Here is a 23,209-nt window from a genome sequence, read left to right as displayed (position 1 = left end):
GATGAAAATTATACTTGGACTGATGACCGTTACTGCTCTGAGCAGCGTCGCGCCAACCTTCGCGGATGAGACGTTATCTGATCGCGTCGGCGGTCTCTTGCAAGAGCAAACGGCTCAGCAATTACAAAGTGACTTATCATTTAGCCGGTTTGAACTTATTACGTTGACCGGTGAACTGCTGATTGATGATTTTGCCTTGGCAACTCGTGTGGATGCATTGGATGCGGGCTTAAACCAAGTGTTGCGAGCCGATACCTTGCGGTTGGAAGGTGATTGGTTAGGGCCACAACAACAGAATCTAGTGGTTGATAAGCTCCACGCGAAAGGTGCACAGTTGACGCTGGCGTACTTTGGAGAAGGACGCTCTAATGTGCATTACTTAATCGATGCGCTACAGCAATCACGTGGTCGTTATAAAACGGCTGAGCAATTTATTTGGCAGGTCGATGAGGTTGTGCTGACCGATGTCGTGGTGAATTTATTTGATCAAGGGTTGCCCATAGTCAGCGCGAAAATTGCTACGCTCCAGTTACCCGCTGTACGCTCAGACGAGAGCGCGAATGATTATATAGCCAAACTACTGCCGCCCATCTTAGACCAAATACAACAGCAAATTCGCGCTGGCGACGTGGAAGCCGTAGTCGATACCCCGCGCCTGTTTCGTTTGCTGTGGCGCGAGGCAATCATCGAGTTTTAAACCTTAAGACAGATCACGCTCGAGTTGATCGGCGTTGGCGTCATTGTAGACCGTCTCGTCAAGTTCATCTTCACTCTTGGCGATGATGACGGATACCATGGCGTCACCGGTTACATTGACCGCAGTGCGCGTCATATCGAGTAAACGATCGACGCCGATGATCAAACCGATACCTTCAACAGGTAAGCCCACTTGGCCGAGTACCATGGCCAACATAATTAAACCTACGCCTGGGACACCAGCGGTGCCTACCGATGCCAATGTCGCAGTCAAGACCACCATCAGATAGTCAGCGATGCTTAAATCGATCATGTATACCTGAGCGATAAACACGGTAGCAACGCCCTGCATAATGGCAGTGCCGTCCATATTGATGGTTGCACCCAACGGCACTGTGAATGACCCCACAGAATTGCTCACACCGAGGCGCTTGGTCACGGCTTCGAGGGTGATCGGCATGGTGGCGTTACTGCTTGCTGTACTAAAACCAAAGATTTGAACTTCACGCAGCTTTTTGAGGAAAATCAGCGGGTTCATTTTGCTGACTGTCTTCAAGATTATGGGGTAGGACACGAGTCCATGGAATAACAGCACCCCGAGCACTAACAGGAAATATTTGCCGAGATTGAGAATGGCGCCAAATTCGGTTTCTGTGAACAACTTAGCCATAAGAGCGAATACGCCATAGGGAGCCAAATTCATAAGAATTAGCACCAGCTTCATAATGACTTCGTTCAGATCTTCGAAGAAACCTTTGAGTCGCTCACCGGGCTTACCCACTAATGCCATTGCGATACCGAATAATAGTGCAAACACGATGATTTGCAGCATGTTACCGGAGGCCATGGCCTCAACTGGGTTGGTGGGGAATAGATCGATAATGACTTGCGCGAGACTCGGAGCTTCCTTCGGTTCGAATACTGCATCGGTTGCTAAATCTAAACCCATGCCCGGTTGAATCAATACCGCAGCAGCGATAGCCAGTGAAATGGCGATGGCAGTGGTCACTAAGTATAAGCCAACCGCTTTCCCACCTAAACGTCCCAATTTACTGGGGTCACTGAGCGAAGATGCGATGAATATTTTACCCACCACATTGAACAGACCATTGGTCAAATAGGCATCGACAAAGGCGCTATCTGGGGCAACGAGCTTCAATAAAACGCCAAGGGCAATACCGGCAAACATGCCGATCACAATGCGCGTAGTTAATCCCATCTTTTTCTTATTTTCGGTCATAACGGAACCTGTAGAGTCACACAAAAGGAATCGCAACAGCCTAGCAGATAATGGCCCAGAGCCAAAGCACTAGTCGGCAAATGGGCGACTTGATGAGTTCGTCATCTGTTTGTCATCAGCATGCCATGGAAATGCAATCCAGCTCTCGTACGCTTTCAATTAACCAAGGAGCTGAGCGATGATTCACGTTGACCAAGTACTGCGCCAAAACTTACCCAAAGTACATGACAATCCATGGCTGCAGAAACCTGCATTATGGCTTCTGCGTGGGCTTTTGCATGAACGTGATATTCAATCATTTGGTGAACGCTATCCTCATGTCAGGGGATTAGAGTTTGTCGAGCAAGTGCTGGACTATTTCCAATTTACTTACACTGCACGTGATAGCGAACTGGATAATATCCCGCGAGAAGGGCGTGTCGTCATTATTGCCAATCACCCTATTGGCTCGCTGGATGGTTTAGCCTTGTTGAAACTCATTAGTGACGTTCGCAGTGATGTGAAAGTGTTGGCGAACGATTTACTACAAGCAGTCGAACCACTCAACGACTTACTCGTGCCGGTTCCAATTTTTCATAAACGTACTGAGCGAGAGCCGTTAAAACGACTCTACCAGCATCTTGAAAATGAAGGCGCGCTGATTGTCTTTCCTGCCGGAGAAGTGTCCCGCCTGCGACCCGCAGGCGTGCGCGATGGTCATTGGCAAACAGGATTCTTGCGAATTGCGCAGCGAACTCAGTCACCATTACTACCGATTTATGTGAAAGCTCACAACTCGGCATGGTTTTATGGTGCATCAATGCTCTATAAGCCTTTAGCGACTGCACTATTGGTGCAAGAGATGTTTAGGCAGCAGGCCGGTCATCTGCACTTCCGAATAGGTGAGTTGATTCCATGGTCGACATTACGCCATGACCCTGCACCGTTAGCTGAGCGCGTGCGGCGCATTCGCAAACACTTGTATCGAATCGGTGCCGATAAACCGGGATTGTTGCCAACTCAACGACCGATTGCACGGGCAGAACAACGGCAGTTGTTGAAGCGCGAAATTGAAACGTGCGAACGACTCGGTGAAACCGCAGATGGGAAGTCGATCTATCGTTATCGCTACCAAGGGAACTCAGCCATTCTGCGAGAAATTGGTCGACTTCGTGAATTTGCCTTTCGCGCGGTTGGCGAAGGAACTGGACAACGGCGCGATCTCGATAATTTTGATACTTGGTATGATCAACTGATTTTATGGGATGTTGATGAGTTAGAGATAGCCGGTGCCTACCGCTTGGTGGATACTAATGAGGTGATACAGCAGCGCGGCAAAGAAGGACTTTACACTCATACCTTGTTCGATTATTCCGATGCCATGCAACCGTATTTTGCCGAAGGACTTGAATTGGGTCGGAGTTTTGTCCAGCCGAAATATTGGGGGATGAGAAGCTTGGATTATTTGTGGCAAGGTATCGGCGCTTTGTTACAAGCAAATCCTCAATATCGTTACCTGTTTGGCGCCGTCACTATGAGTGCAACATTACCAACTTTGGCAAAGGATGCGTTGGTTCAGTTTTTTGGTGAACATTTCCCGGATCCTGAACACTTGGCGGAGTGTCGAACACCCTATCATCCGACCGGACGACCATTGCCACCGGCAACTACCGATTATGCTGCTGATTTCGCTGTGCTCAAGCACACATTGGCGCACCAAGGCGCAGCCGTTCCCACGTTGTACAAACAGTATGCAGATTTGTGCGAGCCAAATGGTGTGCGTCTTTTGGGGTTTAACGTGGATGAAGATTTTGCGAATGCTATTGATGGTTTGGTGATGGTGGACTTGGCGCGATTGAAGTCACAGAAAGCGAAACGTTATCTGAAGCGCTAAAAAAAGAGGAGTGAGCGTCTCGACGAGACGCTCACCATTGTTCCTTAACTGACGTATTGAGGTCCGAAACCATTAGTCCACAATATTGCTGAAGTCACCATCAGCACGACCAGCATAATGAGTCCCGCAGTGACCACTGAACTGGCGTAAATAAAGCCACGCTCTTCTGGGATATGCATAAGAATCGGCACACCGGTATAAAGCAAGTAGACCGAGTAAGCTACCCCAGCTAGAAATGCCATGGTCACAAACCACAACTCAGGATACAACGCGGCAACACCAGACATAATAGCTGGGGTGGCGGTGTAAGCGGCTAATTCCATGGATTGGGTGAAGGTAGGCGCTGCGCCAAATGTTTTCGCCATCCAATGGATGAGATAGGCTAGGGCAAAAGCGGCCACGATAATACCTAAATACATGGCCACACTGAGCGTGATAGCACTACTTTGCGTCAAGAAGGATGCTTCCCGAGCACCAATGCTCCAACCTAAATGAGCGGATGCATAGTAAGCAGCAAGACACGGAATTAGTGCAACTAAGAGGATATGACTCAGTGCAAACGTCATACTTTCATGACGTTGATCAATGGTCTTCCACTCTTCTAGTGGGTGTGCGTATAGGCCCCAAATATGATTCAAAATCATGACAAACCTCTACTTCTGTCGTTGTTCATTCAATTTATTGTTATTATGAGTGTCGAATTATTGCTCCGACTAGTACTCACTATTGGTCGGATTTCAGTCAGAGTCAAGCAGTTTTAAGGGTTCTTCAACGTGCAATCTTTGCTTCAACCAATCCGCAACTTTCTGCAGGTCGAGACGCCTGCTGGTTGGCTTAGTGAAGCCAGCAAACCAGACAACCTCGAAGTGCTGTTAATTGATCATCTAGTGTGCGAATTGAAGGCAGCGCAATCAGCCATGCTGTTGATTCGCCGGTATGCAGTGGACGAAGCGTCCGGACAAGCATTGCTTGACTGGTTGAAGCCGTTCGAAGATTTCACTTATCGGCAAGTGGGTGACTGGCGTGATTTAGCTCGACATCAGAAGTTGAGCAAACATATGCTGCCACGTAATGATGCGCCCTACAGCCATGACCTGATCGACAAAATGGTGCTACTGATCAAAGAAGAACTTCATCACTTCTATCAAGTACTCGAGATTATGGCTGAATTGAATATTCCTTATCGGAATGTGTCATCGAGTCGCTATGCACGCGGGTTACTGAGTCATGTCCGCACGCATGAGCCGGCTACTTTAGTCGATAAGTTAATTTGCGGTGCCTATATTGAAGCGCGGTCCTGTGAGCGTTTCGCTGCGCTGGCGCCGCTAGTGCCAACCCGTTTAGGGCAGTTCTATGAATCTTTATTGCGTTCAGAAGCACGTCATTATCAAGACTATTTGACCTTGGCTGAGAGCCTAGCGGGGGAGTCGATTCAACAGCGGGTGGAGTATTTTGGCAAAATTGAGGCGGACTTAATTCGCAGCGCTGATGACGAGCTACGGTTTCATAGCGGTGTTCCCGCTGCGGCTTAAACCGTGTCGGCTGTGAGTGGTCGATAGATTAAGTCGTAACCGTTGGCATCGACGCGCAATAAGCTGCCTTGTTCGTACCAATCACCGAGTACAATTCGCTCGGCTGTCGCGCCCGTTTTCAGAACGTGCTGATGAATAGCAGGACGATGGGTGTGACCATGAATCATGCGCTGAACGCCGAAGCCTTCAAAAGTCGCTCTGACGGTAGAGTCATTCACATCCATAATACTCAGCTGGGCTGGTGTGAGGGGCTGTTGCGAACTGCTATTGGCGCGAAGTTTACGTGCTATCCAGAGTCTCACTGTCAGTGGTAAGGCTAATAGAGCACCGCTCACCCAAGGATGTCGAATAAAGCGCCGGAAACGCTGATAACGAACATCATCCGTACACAAGCTATCGCCATGGAGTAACAGCGTGGGAACGCCGTAGAGATCGACTACGGTCTCTTCAGGCAGCAGCGTGACGCCAGTTTTTTCGCTAAAGGCTGCGCCCATCAAGAAATCGCGATTGCCGGCAATAAAGAATGTTGGCACGCCCGAACGGGTGAGTTCACCGAGTTCATGTTGCAGCGACTGCGCAAACGCGCTGGTATCGTCATCACCTATCCATGCATCCACTAAGTCACCGAGTATATAAATTGCATCAGCTTGGCGCGCGGTGGTTCGGAAAAACTTGAAGGCCAGCGCGCTGATATCTGGGCGCGCTGGGCTAAGATGTAGATCAGACAGAAACCAGGTTGTCATCAGAACGTTGCTTACTCGGCAACAGTGACCGATTCGATGACAACGTTCTCTAAGGGAACGTCTTGATGAAAGCTGTGGCTGCCGGTACGGACCGCTTCAATGGCGCTGACCACGTCCATGCCTTCAACCACTTCACCGAATACGCAGTAACCCCAACCACCAACGCTTTCATTTTTGAAATTCAGAAATTCGTTATTCGCCACATTGATAAAGAATTGTGCCGTTGCCGAGTGCGGATCTTGTGTACGCGCCATAGCGACGGTGCCCTTGGTATTTTTTAACCCATTATTGGCTTCATTTTGAATCGGTGAATGAGTCGTTTTTGGCATTAACTCTTCGTCCATGCCGCCGCCTTGAATCATAAAGCCTTTAATCACGCGATGAAAAATAGTGCCGTTGTAAAAGCCTTCACGGGCGTAGGTGAGAAAGTTTTCAACGGTCGCGGGGGCCTCTTCAGCGAAGAGTTTGAGGCTAATATCGCCGTGATTGGTGTGTAAGGTCACTTGCATCTGAATAACTCCATAAAATAGCAGACAAATTAACCCACGCAGTGTACCACTGTTTGTGACATGGCTACAGCTTGCGGTATTATGTTTGACTCAAGCAAAGGAGCCTGTAAGCGCATGTTGACCATTTATAATACGTTGTCCCGTCAAAAAGAAGAATTTAAGCCCATCACACCAGGTGAAGTGAAGCTTTATGTCTGCGGGGTAACCATTTACGACTACTGTCATATTGGTCATGCACGCACTTATGTCGCTTTCGACACCGTCGTTCGCTATTTACGTGCGCGTGGTTACAAAGTGACCTATGTCCGCAACATCACCGATGTGGACGATAAGATTATCCGCCGCGCTAATGAGCAAAATATCGCTATTGATGCGGTGACTCAGACCTTCACGCAGGCCATGCACGAAGACTTCGACGCACTGAACCTCCTACGTCCAGACATTGAACCGACAGTAACGGGGCACATGAGCGATATTATTGCCATGATCGAGTCGTTACTAAATAACGGGAATGCCTACGTTGCTGACGATGGTGACGTGTTGTTTGATGTCAGTAGCTTTAATGAGTATGGCCATTTAAGTCGACAAAATTTGGAGCAGCTCCAGGCCGGTTCGCGGGTTGATATAGCGAATAATAAAACCGACCCATTGGACTTTGTGTTGTGGAAACGAGCGAAGCCGGGTGAGCCGAGCTGGTCATCGCCATGGGGCGAAGGTCGACCGGGTTGGCACATTGAATGTTCAGCGATGAATAAAAAACATCTCGGCTCTCATTTTGACATTCATGGTGGCGGTTCTGATCTCATCTTCCCGCATCACGAAAATGAGGTGGCGCAAAGTTGCTGCGCGAATCAAACCGATTATGTCAATGTGTGGATGCATAGTGGCATGGTGCAGGTCGATGAAGTGAAAATGTCCAAGTCATTGGGGAATTTCTTCACGATCCGAGAGGTGTTGAAACAGTATGACGCCGAAACGGTTCGTTTCTTTCTGATGTCCAGCCATTATCGGTCGCAACTCAATTACAGCGCGGATAATTTGACCCAAGCCCGTGCCAGTTTGGAGCGTTTATATACCGCGTTACGTGATGCACCAGTGGGAACCATCGACCCCGAGTTAACGCAAGCCTATGTAGACCGTTTCAACGCGGCGATGGACGATGATTTTAATGTGCCGGAAGCACTACCGGTGCTATTTGAGTTAGCGCGTGAAGCTAACCGTACAGCCGCAGAGAATCCGCAGAAGGCGGCGGCTTACGCGGCGGAGTTACGTGAACTCGCCAGTGTGTTAGGCTTGTTAACGTCAACTCCAGAACAGTTTTTACAGGGGCGTGGCGACGATGTGGCAGCTATTGAAGCACTGATCGCTGAACGCAACGACGCGCGAGCTACGAAAGATTGGGCTCGTGCGGATGCCGCACGGGCAGCTCTGACTGAACGTGGTATTGAGTTAGAAGATACCGCACAGGGAACTCGCTGGCGTCGCCTATAACCATACTAAGCACGTATACAAAACGAAGAGGTAATTATGGCTTTTCCTCAAGTTGAGGTCTTTGAAGACTATCGCGCCGCAGCTGGCGCAGATTTTGATGCGGTCATCGTTTTAGGTGACTTTGATGCCGAGTTACCGGCAGATTTCGCGGATTTTATTGAGCAAGCGCAACAATTTGACCAACGTGTTGGAAAACAAGCGTTGCTAGTGACATGTGATGTTGCCGGTGGTCGACTTATTACGTCACCAACAGGTCCACTGACGCGCGATTATGCGGATGTACGCACCATTGCAGATGCGGCCGCCGCAGCTGCGAAAATTGCTGTACAAGCAGGCGTGAAGCAACCGCTATTGGTCACCTTCGGAATTCCGAGTGAAGGGCGTTATGGACAAGCCGAAGCGGTTGCTTATTGGGGGCTCTGCCAAGCACTTTATGAGCCACTTGAAGCGCGCGAGTTCCATGGTGAGGAAGCTATCGAACCACTGACTAAAGTTGGCGTGATTGGTGCTTTAGACGAGCAATGGCTGCAGGCTGTTGAGGCCGGCAAGCGTGTTGCTCGTGATTTAGCCGGGACTGAGCCAGAACGCATGGCTCCGCCGCGCTTTGCAGAATATTGCCAGCAAGCTTTTGCACATTCTCCGGTAAAAGTAACCGTAATTGATGATATTCAACAACTGCATCATGAGTATCCGTTGCTGATGGCGGTAGGGCGTGCATCATTGGGGGTTGAACGTCATTGGCCGTGTGTTATTCGACTCGAGTATAAAGCTCCGGCGGCTGAGCAAACCCTGATGTTTGCCGGTAAAGGGATTGTTTATGACACCGGTGGTGCTGATTTGAAAGTCGGTGGTCATATGGCCGGTATGAGTCGTGATAAAGGCGGCGCTGCAGGTGTTGCTGGGTTCTTGAAAACTGTCGCTGAAATGCGTCCTGAAACTGTGAATGTGATCGCAGAACTCGGTGTTGTCCGTAATAGCATCGGTGCAGAAGCTTTTGTGTCCGATGAAATCATCACGGGCCACAGTGGCGTGCGTGTACGGATTGGCAATACTGATGCTGAGGGACGCTTGGTATTGGCAGACTTGCTATCGCATTTGCGTGTGGAAGCAGGCAAGTATCCACGGCCGCAGCTGTTTAGTGTCGCGACGTTGACGGGTCATGCCGCATTAGCGAAAGGTCCATACTCCGCATTCGTCCCCAATGGTCCTGCGGTGTCACAAGGCACAGCAAATCGATTATTGGAAGCTGGCGAGGTGTATGGCGACCCGGGTGAAATCAGTTGGTCGCGTCGTGAGGACTATGATTTTGTTCGTCCACGCACGAAGTCTGATGATGTGTTATCGAGCAATAATGGCCCCTCTGCAACCACCAAACGTGGGCATCAATTCCCTATGGCTTTCCTAGCGATAGCTGCAGGCCTTGATGGGCACGGTAATGATAGCGAACACCCTCTGCCGTATGTCCATGTCGATATCGCGGGTAGTGGGGTTGAAGGGGGTGATTGGCAGCATGGGAAACCGACCGCAACGCCAGTTGCTTGCTTTTCAGGATGCTATTTACATCGCTAACAACTGATTATTAGGATGGCAACTCGAATGCAGAAGATACAACAATGGCTACGTAGTAGTTTAGTGACAGCGGCCGCACTCGTCACACTGACCGTTTCAGCACAACCGACTATGGATGATGTTGAAATTAAGGCAACACAAGTGAGTGAGCGGGTGTTTATGCTAACTGGTGCGGGTGGCAACATTGGCGTTTATGTGGGTGACAATGGCGTTGCTATGGTGGACGCACAGTATGCAGCATTGACGGATAAAATTGCTGCTGCTATCTCGGAAATCAGCGACAAGCCGTTGCAACTGCTCGTCAATACCCATTACCACCGTGATCATGTCGATGGCAACGCTGGTTTTGTTGAGCGCGGTGCGAAAGTGGTTGCGCACGAGAATGTGTTGTCGCGTCTTCAAGCTGATGCTGAGTTCAATACCACTGGTTTACCGACTATTACGTTCGACAATGAGTTGGTTTTGAAAATTGGTGGCGACAGTCAATTGTTTATGCGCCATTACGCCACGGGTCATACGGATGGTGATGCGGTGATTTGGTTTGGTGATGAGAACGTGATTCACGCCGGTGATATGTTCTTTGTGGATCGCTTTCCGTTTATCGATCTGAATTCTGGCGGAAACGTTCAAGGTTTCATTGATAATGTTTCTGCGGTCATCGCGGAACTAGACGATGAGACTAAAATTATTCCAGGTCATGGTCCGTTGTCGACCAAGCAAGATTGGCAGCGTTTGGTTTCCATGGTCATCATTACGCGTGAGGAAGTTCGCCTGATGCAAACCGAGGGGTTGAGTGCAGACGAAATTGTTGAACGTGGTTTGTCAGATCAGTGGGATAGCTGGACGTGGGGCTTTATCACTGAAGAGCGCTGGATTCGGACGTTGCTGCAAGAGCTGTAATGAACTTATAAAAAACGCCGACTTAAGTCGGCGTTTCTATTTTTAGCGTATCCAATTGTGCTTTGGTCTTGCCGTGCGGCTGTGGCGCGCGACTCTCCGGGTCAATGTGCACAAAAACGATATCGTCAGCCACGCAGATGTTTTGTTTCGTTTGCTTGTTACGTACGACACAAGTGACTGTCACCGAAGTGCGACCTACGGCTTTTACGAACAGACCAAACTCAACCACATCCCCCTGATAGGCAGAAGTTTCGAACGTGATAGCACCAATGTGCTTCGTCACGAGACTTTTGGCATCGAGTTGGCAGGCGGCGAAGATATAGGCTTCTTCGTCGATCCATTCCAGAATTCGACCGCCGAAGAGTGAACCTGCAAAGTTCAAATCGTTTGGCATGACCAAACGACGCGATAGAAAGCGCATCCGTTTAACTCCCTATATTGAGGCAAAAGTGAAGCAAAAAATAATGCGCTCAGTATAGCATGCATCAACGCTTCAGCGAGCGTTCGAAAAAATCTGCAATCAGTTGATAGCGGTGAATACTTGTTTCCTTTCCGTAAAGCCCGTGAGCTTTGCCTGGATAAGCCATAAGTTCAAATGGCAACATCGCTTGCTGCAATGCATAAGTGAGTTTGGCGGTGTGGGTATAGAGAACATTATCATCGGCCATGCCATGGTAAATGAGCAATGGCTTGCGTAATTGCGTGGCATAGGGCATCACCGATGCTTGTCGATAGCCTTCCGGATTGTCCTCAGGTGTGCCCAGATAACGCTCTGTATAATGAGTATCGTATAAAGCCCAATCGGTCACTGGGGCACCCGCCACGGCAGCTGCAAACTGTTCGTCCGCGCGGAGAATCAAATGCAGCGCCATGTAGCCGCCGTAACTATGCCCGAAGACTCCAATCCGTTCTGGGTTGATGTATGGCCGACTCCGCAAGAATTCAGCGCCAACAATTTGATCGGCGACTTCGAGCTGTGCGAGTTGCCGAAATATACCGGATTCAAACTGGCGACCCCGATTACCGCTACCGCGATTGTCGAGTTGAAAGACAACATACCCCTGCTGGGCCAAATATTGCGTAAAATAATCGCCCCAACTGTTGGTGACACGCTGTGCGCGCGGCCCACCATAGACCATCACAACAGCCGGGTAGCGTTGATTATCAGCAAATTGCGTCGGTTTCGTCAGTTTATAATGCAAGACTTGGCCATCTGCTGCATTGAGAGTGCCAAACTCAGGCTGACTCCAGTTATCTAAATAAGGACTCAGTGGATGCGCTTCATTTAACGTATTTTCATGCAGCCACGCAATACGCTCACCGGTAGGGCCGTGTAATGCGACTTGTGGGGGTTGCGTAGTGCTTGAAAAACTATCCACATAACTACGTGCATTTCCCGCAAAATGCACCGAATGAAAGCCAGAGCGCTCCGATAAACGAGTAGGCTGACTCGGTGTGCTGGTAGTCATACTCGCGCGATATAGATGCCGTTCTATTGGTGTATCCCTGCGCGCTGTGAAATAGATCAAGCCAGCAGTCTCATCAACACTCGCAACCTGATCCACCTGCCAGTCGCCTGCTGTAAGTTGGCGAATCAACTGGCCGTCGAGGCGATAGAGGTAGAGATGCTTAAAGCCACTGCGCTCAGATGCCCAGATAAAATGTTTGCCGTCAGCAAGAAAAACCAGATCGTCATGCAAATTGATCCAGTGCGTGCTGCTCTCTTGCAGGATACGTTGATGGCTTTTGTCGGCAAGCGAATAAGACCATAACGTCAGCTCACTTTGACTTCGATTCTGCCACTGATAGCTCAATTGCGAAGTGTTACCCACCCAATTCACACGGGCTAAATAACCATCGCCGTAACGCTCTGGGAGTCCCAACCAGGTCAGGTTTTGAGTAGCGAGTTGCAGTACACCTAAGTCAACGACCGCATTGGCTTCGCCGGCCGCTGGATAACGTTGCTTTACCAGCTCAGTTTTGTCGGCATAGACATCAACCCGTGTTTTGATCGAAACCGGGCGCAAGTCGACGCGGGTCAACGCAATATGTTGTTCATCAGCGCTCCACCAATATCCCGTCATACGTTTCATTTCTTCTTGCGCAACGAACTCGGCGACAGCGTACTGAATAGTCGAGGATGAACCAGTCGTTAGTTGCTTCGCGCTATTGGTGGTTAAATCGACCGACCAAAGATTGTGTTCATACACATAACTGACGAAGTTGCCCTGCGGTGAGAAGCGCGCATCGGTAACACTGATTTCGGCACTGGTTAGAGCAGTAATTTGTTGTTCTGCATCGTTATCTAACGCATACAAATAGAGCTGACCGGCAAGCGGTATCAAAATATGAGAACCTTTCGGAGACCACTGATAATCGACGATACCCGTTGCGCGGATACGCAGACGTTCGCGACGGGCGCGCTCAGTCGCCGACATAGCCGTGGGGTCAGGCGCAAGCGTCTCTGCATCGAGCAGCAGTTGATGCTGCCCAGCACGCACATCGTAGACCCATAAGTCATAGATCTCCGGTGACTCCAACGACCCCTTGAGATAACTCACTAAGTTGCCGTCAGGCGAAAACTGAATATTTTGTGGTGCAACGGTGGTGAGGTCGGGCGCAGAGAAAATACGCTCGATAGAGAGTTGATCGGCATCTGCAACGCCACTCCAAGTGAGCGTTGCAACCATTGCGACCAATGCGTGCAAAAAACGCATGCCTGCTGATTCCTTTATTCCCAAAGTAAGGTCAAGTGTATCAAAGCAGGCTGCGTTTCGCTTTCGACTGCGACAAAGTGTGCCGCAACTGCGCTAGAATTCTCCGCGTATACCAATGCTAAAGTTACGACCACGAACGGGCGCATCCTCTTTCAAGAATGAGGTGTGGACAAAGCCTAGTTCATCGGTCAAGTTCTCTGCTTTGGCATATAAGCTGATGTTGTGCTCAGCCAATGCCGCAGGAAACCAACTGACCTTCGCATCGACCAACCCGTAACTTGCGGTTGGTTCCTCGTTGATCGCAATGCGATCTTGCTGGGCGTAGTAGGTGTAACCTAAACTGGCACGCCAATTGTTGCCGAGATAGTGGACGTCAGTGCCAAATCGTTGTGTTGGAATGCGCGGTAAGTTTTCTGCGCCATCGCGCGTCCGAGCACGAATGTAGTCGCTGAATGCCTCAACTTCCCAACGTTCATTCAGGTGGTATTTACCGCTCAACTCATAGCCGTATAACTCGACGTCACGCTGAGTGAAAGCGATAACCGGCAATCCCTCACCGTGATCATGCTCATCGGCATGTTCGTCACCATGCTCATCATGGTCGTCTTCGTGCATCAGATCTTCGCTATTTACGCCAGTAAAGGCACCAAACACGTAATCATCAACTTGGTTATAAAATAGGTTGGCTTGGAGGTGTAAGTGTTCGGTTTCAAAATGCATACCAAGGTCAATATTATTTGATTTTTCCTCAACCGGGGCCCGATCATTGGCTTCAACATGATACTCATGCTCACCTTCTTGATGCAGCTCGTACACTAAGCCCAATTCATAGGTTTGCGTAGCCAAATGCGTTCCATCCGAGAACAGCTCACTACCCGATGGTGCACGCTGAGCATGACTGAAATTCGCCGCGAACTGGAGTTGCGGTGTCGCTTGATACGTGAACCCGATGGAGGCCGAAAGCGGCGTGAACGAGAGACTCGAATAGGCATTGTCTACCAATGTCGGTGCGTCAACATCAACTTGTTCGTAGCGTAAACCACCTTGCCAATTCAAGTCACCGAATTGTTGTTCAACGAGCCAGAACAAGCCATGTCGCGTGGTCGTTGATGGTGGTGTGTATGCTTCCTCGCCAAAAGCGTTCAAATCTTGATCAAAGTAATGATAACCAAAAGCACCATTCCAGCCGGCTAGTGGCTCGTGAGTCAAGGTGACACGCAGTTCATTCTGTTCGTTTTGGAAGGTACTTGCTGGTGAACCATCTTCAATTTCTTGGTGCTGATAATCGGTGAATCCATAGCGGACTTCTGCTTGTTCGATGCCAGTCCAAGGTTGATAGAGGCCGGCATGAAATTGAATTCGGTTTTGCCAAAGTTCAGCATATGGACCCGCTTCTTCCATGTTTTCGTCGGCATGCTCGCCCTCATGCTCATCGCCATGCTCATCTTCGTGTTCTTCTTCATGACCATGATGATGTCCGGGAATACCGTACTCCTGCTCAAGACGACCATAAGCTACACCGGCGTAGCCGCCATCAAACAAATAACTGAAGCCAAAGTTCGCGCCTTGCGCATCAATAAAGCTGTTTTCTACTGTATCTTCGGTTTCACCTTCGTCATTCGTAAATGCTGGAACGTCGTAGTCATCAGAACGACGTTTAAAGCCATCGAAATGCCAGACCGTATCTTTGTGGTCGGCAGTAAAACCTAATGTTGCTTCACGCAAACTGCTCGCGGTATCAAACCGCGTACCATAAAATCCGCGCGATCCGCCAACGGCTTCTTGAGCAATACGGTTATCGACGACATTCACGACTCCACCAATCGCACCACTGCCATATAACAGCGTTGCGGGGCCACGTAAGATCTCAATCTGTTCCGCCACCGATGTCTCGGTCGTGACTGCGTGGTCAGGGCTACTGCGCGATACATCGCCGCTATCGAGTCCATTTTGCGTGACTTTCACGCGTGGTCCATCTAAACCACGAATAATCGGGCTACTAGCGACACCAGCGAAGTGTGTTGAACTAATGCCTGGTTCATTTTCTAATGTTTCGCCGAGAGTGTGGGCGTGTTGCTCACGCAATTCATCCCCAGCAATGACACTAACTGGTTGCGCCGAACTAATTTGAGTGCGCGCCAAAGGGCTGGCGGTGATAACGATCACTTCAGGTTTGTCGCTCTCTTTGTGAATAGTATTTTCTGCTGATTCTTGTTGAGCGATTGCCAGCGGTGTCCAGCTTCCTGCTACTGCGGCGGCAATAACGATTGCGAGTGGATGTCGACGAAACATATCAAACCTCTCCAATAGATAGTGTTACTCAGCGAGTTGCCTAACTCACCAATGCTTATGTAATGTTATAATATAACAATATCTCGACTCCATTTGAATCTCAAGTAGTTTTGTCGTCATGAGCAAGCTTTTGGTCGTATTCTCTCGCTCAGGTATCGAATTGGGGCGGGATAAAACTAGTCAGCTTGCTTCGGCTTGGATAGACTGAGCCCCGACTTTTTATTAACCGTTACGGATATCGATATGAAACCATTATTGAATCGCTCTAATCGAACGCGATTAGTGGCTTGGTTTGGTGCTGTTTTGCTTACAACCAGTCTGGCTGCCTGTGGGGAGCAAAAATCGCCTGCAAATACATCGTCACAAACGGCTGATAGTTCAACGTTGAGTGCTAGTGCGGCGTCGTTACAAGCGCATTTAGAGTTTTTAGCCAGTGATGCGTTAGAAGGGCGCGATACGGGTAGCGCTGGCCATGAAATAGCAGCCCAATATATTGCTGCGCAGTTTAAGCAACTTGGCTTGCAACCCGCCGGTGATGACGGGACTTACTACCAACGTATTCAGTTTCGCCGGAGCTTTTTGAAGGAAAATAGTGCAACATTTTCCATTGATGATGGTTCTGAAGTGGTCAGTTTGGATTACCCAAAGCAGTTTTTGACCGGTCCGAGTGTCTATAGTGAAAGAGATGAAATTACCGCGCCTCTCGTGTTTGTTGGCTACGGTCTCGTCTCCGATGTATTCGGTATTGATGATTACGCTGGCTTAGATGTAGACGGTAAAATTGTGGTGATGCTGACTGGGCGCCCAGAAGATTTACCGAGTGAGGAGGGTGCTCACTTAAATAGTAGCAAGGCGAAATTTGCCGCGGAACGCGGCGCAGTAGGCATTATTACCCTGCATACGCCAGCCCGTGAAGAAGTGCGTCCGTTTGAAGTCAGCATCATGTATCAGCGTGCGCCGACTGTGCGTTGGCTGCAGCCCAACGGTGAGCCAAATGTGGCGTACAAAAATATCGCTGCGTCCGCCTATGTTCATCATGAAGCAGGCGCACGATTATTCCGAAATGCACCGCAATCACTAAACGATATTTTTGCGCAGATGGAAGCTGGCGAATCGCCGCAAGGTTTTGATTTGAACGTGACTGCATCGCTCACTCGTGAATCACGCCATGAAGAAATCAGCAGTCCTAATGTGGCGGCGATTTTACCGGGTAGCGATCCGACATTGAAAGATGAGTATGTACTCTACACAGCACATTCTGATCACATCGGCATCACCAAAGACTTGAGCCAAGATGACCATATCAACAATGGTGCTATGGACAATGCTTCCGGGGTATCGGTCATGCTCGAAACTGCGCGGATGTTTGCCGAAGCCGAGACGGCACCGAAGCGTTCTATTTTGTTTGTATCGGTCACTGCTGAGGAACGTGGTTTGTTGGGGGCGGACTACTACGCACACAATCCAACCGTGCCTTTGAGTCAAATTGTTGCCAACGTAAATTTGGATATGCCAGTGCTGTTGTATGATTTTGCGGATGTGATTGCTTTTGGTTCAACGCACTCCACATTGGGTAACTCGGTAGCCCAAGCAGCGGGTGAGTTTGGTATTGAGCTGAGTGAAGATCCGATGCCTGAACAAGCAATCTTTACCCGCTCGGATCACTATCCCTTCGTGAAAAAAGGGGTTCCTGCGGTCTTTTTAATGACTGGGTTTACAGCCAAAGATGAAGATCAAGATGGTGGTCAAATTTGGGGTGAGTTCTTTGCTGAGCATTATCATCAGCCGAGTGACCAACCCAGTTTGCCGATCAATTATGAGGCAGGCGTCGTCTTTACCAATATCAACTACACCATTGGTCGGCAGGTCGCCAACACGCCTGAACGGCCGCGTTGGCTCCCTGAATCGTTCTTTGCCCGCTTAGATTAAGTGCGGTTTAAATAGGTGAACCGGGTGGCAATGGCCGTGCTTTCGCGAGCGGCCATTGTCCTCGGGTAAACCAACTCTCGAAAGCGCTCATCACAAAAGCCTGTGTCGCAGATGGCGCAGCATCTTGCCAAGCCTCCTGCTGTTCTAGTAAAAATGCTTGTAATTGAGCTTGTAATAAAGCGTTGCTCGTTGCCGCTTGAAAGCTATGCACGATAGCGGTCAACGAGGTCAGTGCGAGTTGTTGCTCAAGCGCAGTCGCTTGTGCTTGTTGTGCGGGTGCCAACGTTGTCGCGGCAATGCCATTCAGTACATCGGCAACAGCAGGAATCGTATCGTCATGCGCGTGCTGCTGCTGCAACCGGCCAAGCCGTTCAGGGTGCAGTAATAAGTCTAACGAAAATGTTGCGCTGCTTGTGGCCATTGCATGAGCGTCTGGAATCAGTCCAGTGGCGCCCTGGAAATGCTCTCGGTTCGATGGTTCGCCGTAAGCGAGCGGTTGCAACCATGCCTGAATAGTCGGATTCACCGCTAAGGTATCGGCATCGATCGTACGTAATAGTTGACGTAAGGCCCGCTGCTGTTGGCTGCCATTGACGGCGCGCAGCGGCTTAGCAGTGCCATCGTGAATGCCGTAGTCATAATGCACACCACCGAGCATTTTTACTGCCGCTTCGGTTTGATAGCGGTGCAAGAGGTACATAGGTACAAAGATATCCTGCAAGCGACTGATCGGCTCGTTCGGAGCTAAATTAGCCAGCCCAAAGTTTTCTAACGCCGTTTGTCGAACGCCTAAAATACGCTCTAATTCGGTGACTGCGTCACTGCCGTTATCCCATAGGTGAGCATCGGGGTGTGCACCGCCGGCGGGTCGGGCATCACGATCTGAAATATAACTTAAACCCAGCGCCCGATTCTGTTCGATCACAGCGTCGAGAGGTTCGTTGCCATAACCGTATGCGATGACTCGCTTATCCCACAAACCAATTCCTTCTTTGTAGGCTGCGGCCAGCGTTAAACCGTTGTTGTCAGTATCAATACTGACTAATGGGTGAGGGTAATCCATGACGGACGCACGGTCATCGCCGCTGGCAGCAAAGTTATGAGCAATACCTAGGGTATGGCCGATTTCGTGGGCAGAAAGTTGACGAATGCGTGCTAACGCCATTGCTTCAACGGCAGCCATTCGCTGTTGCTGTTCCGCTTCGTTAAGGCTTTCAGCGTACGGGGCTATTAACCCTTGCGCAATTTTCATATCTTGCCGTACGCGCAGCGAACCTAAGGTCACATGACCTTTGAGAATTTCACCTGTGCGTGGATCGATCACGGACGCGCCATAGCTCCAGCCGCGGGTTGAGCGATGTACCCATTGAATGACGTTATACCGAACATCCATGGGATCTGCATCTGCGGGTAGGATCTTCACCTGAAAGCCATTGGGGAAACCTGCTGCAGCGAACGCGTCCGCCCACCACCGACCGCCGTCAAGTAATGCGGTACGCACGGGCTCTGGCACGCCTGGGTCGAGATAATAGATGATTGGCTCGTCGGCACTAAAGCGGTGCCTTGGGATGTATTGAACTGTTGTCGATTGGCCGAGTGGCGCAGAGTAATCCTCGAACGCATGACTCCAAAAACCGCTTTGCGGATGGAATGCGCGGGGTTGGTAGCCGTCATCAGGTAACGCAATAAATGAATGATGGAGATGCAATGTAATTGCATCGGGGTCCGGTGCAACACTGCGTAAATAGGCTCCAGTGCCTTTGCCGGTAAAGGTTACTTTGGCTTCCAGTTCGGTGTTTTCTGGGAAGCTCCGGCTGCGTTCTGGATAGACCACTGACCGGTCGGTCGCGACCTTAAACGAACCTTGCTTGGTTCGTTCTAAGCTCGCACTTACACCGTGCACATCACTGAGTAAAAATGGGGTGTAATCAATCAGTACCGCAGTGTCGTTCTTTGCGGCTACCGTGAATCCTGCGATGACCGAGTCGGCAAACGCTTCTTGAATACTGGCTCGCTCTGCCGCGTTGGGGCTACTGGCTCGAAATTTGGTATTTTGTTCAACCAATAAGACTTTATCGCCCTCAATATGGAAGTTGGCTAGTCGAGTGGCGCCAAGTTGACCACGGTCTAGGCCAATATCGTTTGAACCGAGGCCCCAAGGTAAACTGGTCTGAAAAATGAATTCAGGGGCATCAACAGGAACTTCGAGATAAAATTTCCCTGTATTCGCATCATGGTAAAACGTAAACAAACCAGCATGAGCTGTCATCGCTGCGGTATAAGTGCTGATGGCATCTTGAGATGCTGTCGTCTCGTTTTGCGCTGTCGCAGTTGGCGCGACAATGCTGACACTAAGTGCAACAATCAAGAACCAAAACGAGGCGGCTAGCGTGCTCAATAAATTCAATTTAGTATGGGGCATAAATCAGGTCCGGAGTTCACATGACAAACGTCGGTTATAACAAATTTGCGCTGGATACGCGACTCGAACACGATACGATTGACCTTGGCGAGCGGGGAATTTGTCGCGTTCTTCGATTTGACGATCAGCGCTACGATTGGTTGGTGTTGGTTCCTCAACGGGCCGATTGTATTGAGTTTATCGATTTGAACGAGGCTGACCAACAGCAACTGGCCGCGGATGTGCGTTGGGCCGCAACATTGTTACGCCAGCACGGTAAGGGACAGAAGTTAAACGTGGGGGCGCTCGGCAACGTGGTCGCTCAGCTGCATATTCATATGGTATTGCGCGCCCCGGATGATCCTGCTTGGCCGGGTCCCGTTTGGGGGCATTCTCCAGCCCAGCGATTTACTCCCGTGGACGCAGCGAAGGAACAGCATCGCTGGCGCCGATGGCTCGAACTAGATTAATTCGGAAAGCTCAGTTTGCAGTTGTTGGCACCAGGTCGCGATGCGTTCATCACTGAGCTCATACTGGCTATCTTCATCAAGTGCCAGCCCAACAAAAAACTCTTGATCATGAACCAATGCTTTTGATGCGGCGAATTCGTAGCCGTCATTAGGCCATAGACCAATGCGGATGGCACCTTGGGTGGTTGGACTTGCTGCTAACTCATCATGCAGCATGCCGAGCGCGTCTTGAAACCAGTCGGTATATCCGACTTGGTCACCCATGCCGAATAACGCAACAATTTTATTGTTCAAATGAAGCTGCCCAATTTCATCCCAATGGCTTTCCCAGTCTTCTTGGATTTCACCGAAATCCCAAGTCGAGAGGCCAAAAATGATGATGTCGTATGCTTCACATTCACTTAAGGGAGTGTCTTTGATATTGAAAAGGTCGATAACGCCCGCTGGAAACTGCGCTTGAATTTTTTCAGCAGCGATTTCGGTGTAACAGGTCGTTGAACCGTAAAATAAACCAATTTTCAATGTCATTAGTTGACTTGTCTCCACTTGATCGGGGTGATTTGAGCTTACGCGCAGTGTATCAGAATCCAGTACTTTCTGGTAACCTACGCGCCTTTAAAAGAAGCCGATCAAAGGAATTATTCATCATGGTTGCAAGCGCAGAATTTCATGCCTTAGTGGCACAGTTGGAGCCGGTTTTTGATGCTGCGGTCGTTACAGGCGATGCAGATCAACTCTTTGCCAGTGGCTATTTGCGTGGCCATTTTGATCTTGCTGTGGCGCAATTAGAATTGAACGATCAGGCGCAAGCATCTGCCATTATGCCGGCGGTTCGGGCGTCGGTAGAAGCGAACAAGCATGAACTCAAGCCTGCGGATCAGGCGCTGATTCAGGGACTGCTCGATCAACTTGAAGCCGTTGCGGCAACAACCGCTGACGCAACAACTCGTTTATAGGTTGAGGTTCTCCCGCCCACTGCGCAGCGATTATTTCTGCGGCAAGTGGTGCGGCGGTGAATCCGCGCGAGCCCAACGCTCCAATCACCGCTAATTTGGCTGCCAGTTCACCGACCACGGGCAAATGATCGCGGCTGGTATTGCGCAGCGATGTCCGATCGGCAACTGCTGTTAGTGTTTTAGGCCAAGCTTGCGGTGCTAAATTATCGCTCAGCGTCGCTAAGTTCTGGTCAGTATCCGACGGTAATGATTGAGACGCCTCTGTTGCGCTGAATTGGCGAGCGTAGGTTGCCCCAACGCAATGTTGTGACTGCAATGCCGGAGTAAAATAGCCCTTGTAACAAATTACCGACGGACACGTTGCGGTCGTTGCAGTGCTGCTTACCATAGTGACTTGACCACGAACATTTTGAAATTGTAATTGCCAATCCGCAGTGAGTTCGGGTAAGCCTGCGCCTGCTGCAAGAATGACGGCGTCAGCTGCGAGAATGAGCTGTGATTGTTGGTCGTACAAATGCCAACCGGTTACGCTGGGTTCAATCCGCGCAACGGTGGCCTGAGTGTGGTTGCTGTCCGTCAGTAATGCATTCACCGCGTTTGCGGCTTCGAGCCAGCCACCTGTGGGATACCACAATGCCGATTGCGCCGGTAGCTCAGACCAATGGTTTTGAACGTGTTGCGGCGACCACAGTTGCACTTGCTCCGAACTGTATTCTTGGACTATTTTTTGGGCTCGTAAAGTTCGCTCAGCAGTATAGTTTAACTGTAACACACCGCACGAGTGCCAATAGTCAGCCGCATGTTGGCGGTAGAAGTTTTGGGCGTACCCAAATGCAGCGACAAAATACTCGGCGAGTGGACTGCGTTGCGCATGAAGTAAAGGATAGACAGCAGCCTGTGGATTTCCCGATGCGCCGTCAGCAATTCCCGCGCTGACAATGTGTACCTCCCAACCGCGTGCTCGGCAAGATTGCGCAGCAGCGGCAGCGGCGATGCCACCACCCACAATAGCGATGCGGCGTAAGTTTCCAGTGTCGGGTATTACGGCAGGGGTATGTTCGGCAATAACGCCACGTAACATTTCTCGTTTGCGGCCATAACCAGCGGCTTTGCTCACGGTGTAGCCAGCTGCTTGTAATCCACGCCGGACTGCTCCTGCTGCAGTAAAAGTCGCGAAAGTTGACGCGGGCGCCGAGGCTGAGGCCATTGCGTGATAGAGTTCAGGTTGCCACATTTGTGGGTTCTTATCGGGTGCGAAACCATCGAGAAACCAGGCATCAACAACGTGTTTTGCGGTGGGTAACCACTGTGGCAGCGTATCGAGTAAGTCGCCGAACCAGAGGTCGAGCGTGACCCGTCCGCCTGCTAGAAGTCGTCGATGGCAGCCTGGCTCTGGCGCTGGATAGTGTTCTTGTAGCTCGGTCGCATAAGCAGCTAGTTCAGGAAATTGTGCATGGGCGCGTTGCATATCTGCTACTTGCAGAGGGTACTTCTCAAATGAGACTATATGAAGATGCAGATGGGACGGTGCGTGGGTCAGAAAGCTTTGCATCAAGGCAAGTACATTCAGCCCGGTTCCAAAACCAGTCTCTGCGACGACAAAGCGTGACCGCGAGTGCTGATGCCAGCGCGCAGGTAGATCGTTTTGAGCTAAAAACACGTAACGGCTTTCAGCAAGACCGTTATCATTGCTAAAATAGATATCGTCAAATTCGGTGGCCACGGGCATACCGAATTCATTGAATACAACTTGGGCAGATTTGGGCCGACTCATGTTGATGATAAGCTCATACTAGAACAACCAGAAGAATACGCGCTAGTGTATCAATAATCGTCACAAAAATAGTGTAAAAAGCGGAAAGCAGACCACTTTAATACAGAACTGAGCTAC

Annotated in this window: 19 protein-coding genes; 9 read left to right on the top strand and 10 right to left on the bottom strand. The window is 50.0% G+C overall.

The annotated features are described in order from the left end of the window. Position 1 precedes the first annotated feature (1 nt). A complete protein-coding gene (locus CWE22_RS04845) occupies positions 2-697 on the top strand; it encodes a hypothetical protein (protein ID WP_169930229.1) in 696 nt (231 codons plus the stop codon). 3 nt (positions 698-700) lie between these two features. On the opposite strand, the gene CWE22_RS04840 is transcribed toward CWE22_RS04845, so the two are convergent. Next, positions 701-1,936, bottom strand: coding sequence for a dicarboxylate/amino acid:cation symporter (locus CWE22_RS04840; RefSeq protein WP_169930228.1), 1,236 nt, complete (start codon positions 1,934-1,936; stop codon positions 701-703). Positions 1,937-2,114: 178 nt separating this feature from the next. Between CWE22_RS04840 and olsF the strand changes: the two genes are divergently transcribed. Then, positions 2,115-3,809, top strand: a complete 1,695-nt coding sequence (gene olsF / locus CWE22_RS04835) for a bifunctional ornithine lipid synthase OlsF (RefSeq protein ID WP_169930227.1) — start codon at positions 2,115-2,117, stop codon at positions 3,807-3,809. A 44-nt stretch (positions 3,810-3,853) separates the two neighbouring features. On the opposite strand, the gene CWE22_RS04830 is transcribed toward olsF, so the two are convergent. After that, positions 3,854-4,453 (bottom strand): Yip1 family protein, encoded by a 600-nt coding sequence (locus CWE22_RS04830; RefSeq protein ID WP_169930226.1) that lies wholly within the window; start codon positions 4,451-4,453, stop codon positions 3,854-3,856. Positions 4,454-4,582: 129 nt separating this feature from the next. Between CWE22_RS04830 and miaE the strand changes: the two genes are divergently transcribed. Further along, positions 4,583-5,341, top strand: coding sequence for a tRNA isopentenyl-2-thiomethyl-A-37 hydroxylase MiaE (gene miaE / locus CWE22_RS04825; RefSeq protein WP_169930225.1), 759 nt, complete (start codon positions 4,583-4,585; stop codon positions 5,339-5,341). On the opposite strand, the gene lpxH is transcribed toward miaE, so the two are convergent. Next, entirely contained in the window at positions 5,338-6,084 is a 747-nt protein-coding gene (gene lpxH, locus CWE22_RS04820; protein WP_169930224.1) for a UDP-2,3-diacylglucosamine diphosphatase, read from the bottom strand. The genes miaE and lpxH overlap by 4 nt on opposite strands. 11 nt (positions 6,085-6,095) lie before the next feature. Continuing rightward, positions 6,096-6,593, bottom strand: a complete 498-nt coding sequence (locus CWE22_RS04815) for a peptidylprolyl isomerase (protein WP_169930223.1) — start codon at positions 6,591-6,593, stop codon at positions 6,096-6,098. A gap of 114 nt (positions 6,594-6,707) precedes the next feature. Between CWE22_RS04815 and cysS the strand changes: the two genes are divergently transcribed. Genes cysS through CWE22_RS04800 form a run of 3 tightly spaced genes read left to right on the top strand, consistent with a single transcriptional unit; the run spans position 6,708 to position 10,553 of the window. Next, entirely contained in the window at positions 6,708-8,084 is a 1,377-nt protein-coding gene (gene cysS / locus CWE22_RS04810; RefSeq protein ID WP_169930222.1) for a cysteine--tRNA ligase, read from the top strand. Between the two features lie 36 nt (positions 8,085-8,120). Then, a complete protein-coding gene (locus CWE22_RS04805) occupies positions 8,121-9,653 on the top strand; it encodes a M17 family metallopeptidase (RefSeq protein WP_169930221.1) in 1,533 nt (510 codons plus the stop codon). Positions 9,654-9,680: 27 nt separating this feature from the next. After that, positions 9,681-10,553 carry an MBL fold metallo-hydrolase gene (locus CWE22_RS04800; protein ID WP_169930220.1) on the top strand — a complete coding sequence of 291 codons (873 nt, stop codon included), beginning with the start codon at positions 9,681-9,683 and terminating at the stop codon, positions 10,551-10,553. Positions 10,554-10,575: 22 nt separating this feature from the next. Here the strand turns inward: CWE22_RS04800 and CWE22_RS04795 are convergent, their stop codons facing one another. The 3 genes from CWE22_RS04795 to CWE22_RS04785 form a co-directional block, all read right to left on the bottom strand. Further along, entirely contained in the window at positions 10,576-10,974 is a 399-nt protein-coding gene (locus CWE22_RS04795) for an acyl-CoA thioesterase (protein ID WP_169930219.1), read from the bottom strand. Positions 10,975-11,038: 64 nt separating this feature from the next. Continuing rightward, positions 11,039-13,270 carry a S9 family peptidase gene (locus tag CWE22_RS04790; protein ID WP_169930218.1) on the bottom strand — a complete coding sequence of 744 codons (2,232 nt, stop codon included), beginning with the start codon at positions 13,268-13,270 and terminating at the stop codon, positions 11,039-11,041. A 93-nt stretch (positions 13,271-13,363) separates the two neighbouring features. Further along, a complete protein-coding gene (locus CWE22_RS04785; RefSeq protein ID WP_169930217.1) occupies positions 13,364-15,562 on the bottom strand; it encodes a TonB-dependent receptor in 2,199 nt (732 codons plus the stop codon). A gap of 243 nt (positions 15,563-15,805) precedes the next feature. On the opposite strand from CWE22_RS04785, the gene CWE22_RS04780 reads away from it, so the two are divergent. Then, positions 15,806-17,491, top strand: a complete 1,686-nt coding sequence (locus CWE22_RS04780) for a M28 family metallopeptidase (protein ID WP_169930216.1) — start codon at positions 15,806-15,808, stop codon at positions 17,489-17,491. Positions 17,492-17,498: 7 nt separating this feature from the next. On the opposite strand, the gene CWE22_RS04775 is transcribed toward CWE22_RS04780, so the two are convergent. After that, positions 17,499-19,913: a zinc-dependent metalloprotease gene (locus tag CWE22_RS04775; RefSeq protein WP_169930215.1), complete on the bottom strand. Its 2,415-nt coding sequence runs from the start codon at positions 19,911-19,913 to the stop codon at positions 17,499-17,501. A 20-nt stretch (positions 19,914-19,933) separates the two neighbouring features. Between CWE22_RS04775 and CWE22_RS04770 the strand changes: the two genes are divergently transcribed. Further along, positions 19,934-20,362, top strand: coding sequence for an HIT domain-containing protein (locus CWE22_RS04770; protein WP_169930214.1), 429 nt, complete (start codon positions 19,934-19,936; stop codon positions 20,360-20,362). Here the strand turns inward: CWE22_RS04770 and fldB are convergent. Further along, positions 20,354-20,884 carry a flavodoxin FldB gene (gene fldB / locus CWE22_RS04765; RefSeq protein WP_169931025.1) on the bottom strand — a complete coding sequence of 177 codons (531 nt, stop codon included), beginning with the start codon at positions 20,882-20,884 and terminating at the stop codon, positions 20,354-20,356. The two genes, CWE22_RS04770 and fldB, sit on opposite strands and share 9 nt — an antisense overlap. Before the next feature lie 125 nt (positions 20,885-21,009). On the opposite strand from fldB, the gene CWE22_RS04760 reads away from it, so the two are divergent. Then, positions 21,010-21,318 carry a YfcL family protein gene (locus tag CWE22_RS04760; RefSeq protein ID WP_169930213.1) on the top strand — a complete coding sequence of 103 codons (309 nt, stop codon included), beginning with the start codon at positions 21,010-21,012 and terminating at the stop codon, positions 21,316-21,318. On the opposite strand, the gene mnmC is transcribed toward CWE22_RS04760, so the two are convergent. Further along, the gene (mnmC, locus tag CWE22_RS04755; protein WP_169930212.1) at positions 21,227-23,092 is read right to left on the bottom strand and encodes a bifunctional tRNA (5-methylaminomethyl-2-thiouridine)(34)-methyltransferase MnmC2/FAD-dependent 5-carboxymethylaminomethyl-2-thiouridine(34) oxidoreductase MnmC1; all 1,866 of its coding nucleotides are present in this window, start codon (positions 23,090-23,092) and stop codon (positions 21,227-21,229) included. The two genes, CWE22_RS04760 and mnmC, sit on opposite strands and share 92 nt — an antisense overlap. Between the last annotated feature and the right edge of the window lie 117 nt (positions 23,093-23,209).

This window comes from Pseudidiomarina aestuarii, from assembly GCF_003987355.1.
Taxonomy (GTDB): Bacteria; Pseudomonadota; Gammaproteobacteria; order Enterobacterales; family Alteromonadaceae; genus Pseudidiomarina; species Pseudidiomarina aestuarii.
The sequence above is the reverse complement of the archived record's forward strand: the minus strand, read 5'-3'. Positions and strand labels throughout refer to the sequence as shown.